We start from the raw sequence: 1,198 nt of genomic DNA, 5'->3' as shown, positions 1-1,198 counted from the left end.
CAATGCATAGAAAGGCATCGCTTGTACCTCGATACCAGCCAGTGCCAGCGGATCATCTTCAGCGGCATCCGGGTGACGGATATCGATGATGATTTGCCCCGCCAGCGCTTCGCTGACTTCTTCAATCTGCAAGTCCTGGCCCAATTCGTCGATGACTCGATCGATCGGTACCAGTTTGGCGTTCTCGAGCGCACGCTCAAGGACGGCCATGTCGAATTCTTTCTCTTCATGCTCCACGCGCGGACGCTTGGCGTGGGTCTTTGGGTTCACCGAGATGACCCCGCAGTATTCCGGCATGTGCTTGGCGAAGTCGGCGGTGCCGATTTCGTTGGCCAGATCGATGATGTCCTGCTTGTGACTGGCGATCAGCGGACGCAAGACCAGCTTGTCGGTCACGCAGTCGATCACGGACAGGTTCGGCAACGTCTGGCTCGACACCTGGGAAATCGCTTCACCGGTGACCAGCGCTTCAATGTCCAGCCGATCTGCAATACGGGAAGCAGCGCGCAACATCATACGCTTCAAAACTACGCCCATATGACTGTTATCGACTTTCCCGAGAATTTCTCCCAGTACTTCTTCGAACGGCACACTGACAAATAACACGCGCTGGGAGCTTCCGTACTTCTTCCAGATGAAGTGCGCGACTTCCATGACGCCCAGTTCATGGGCCCTTCCGCCCAAATTGAAGAAGCAGAAATGGCTCATCAGGCCACGGCGCATGATCTGGTACGCCGCCACGGTGGAATCGAAGCCGCCGGACATCAGCACAAGCGTCTGTTCCAGTGCACCCAGCGGATATCCACCGATGCTGTTGTGCTGGCTGTGGATCACAAACAACCGTTTGTCGCGAATTTCGATTCGAACTTCGATTTCCGGCTCTTTGAGCGAGATTCCGGCGGCGCCGCACTGACGACGCAATTGGCTGCCGACGTATTTTTCGACATCCATCGAGCTGAATTCATGCTTGCCGGCGCGCTTGCAGCGCACCGAGAAGATCTTCCCGGCCAATGAATCACCAAAGTGCTCTTTGCACTTGGCGACGATGTCGTCGAAGTCTCCCAACGGGTATTCATCAACCTGCAGGAAATGCGCGATGCCCGGCATGCAGCTCAGGCGCTCGGTCATCTCCTTCAGGRCTTTCGGCTCGCAGACGCGGGTTTCCAGCTCGAGATTGTCCCACACACCGTTCACCACC

Annotated in this window: 1 protein-coding gene; it reads right to left on the bottom strand. The window is 56.4% G+C overall.

Annotated features, from left to right (window positions below):
* Window positions 1-1,198, bottom strand: a 1,198-nt coding sequence (gene thiI, locus AC1DRJ_RS28550) for a tRNA uracil 4-sulfurtransferase ThiI (protein ID WP_477805091.1), incomplete at both ends; no start/stop codon positions are given.

The organism is Pseudomonas sp. P5_B2 (assembly GCF_056400445.1).
Note: the sequence above shows the minus strand (reverse complement) of the source record. Positions and strands in the feature narration are given on the sequence as shown.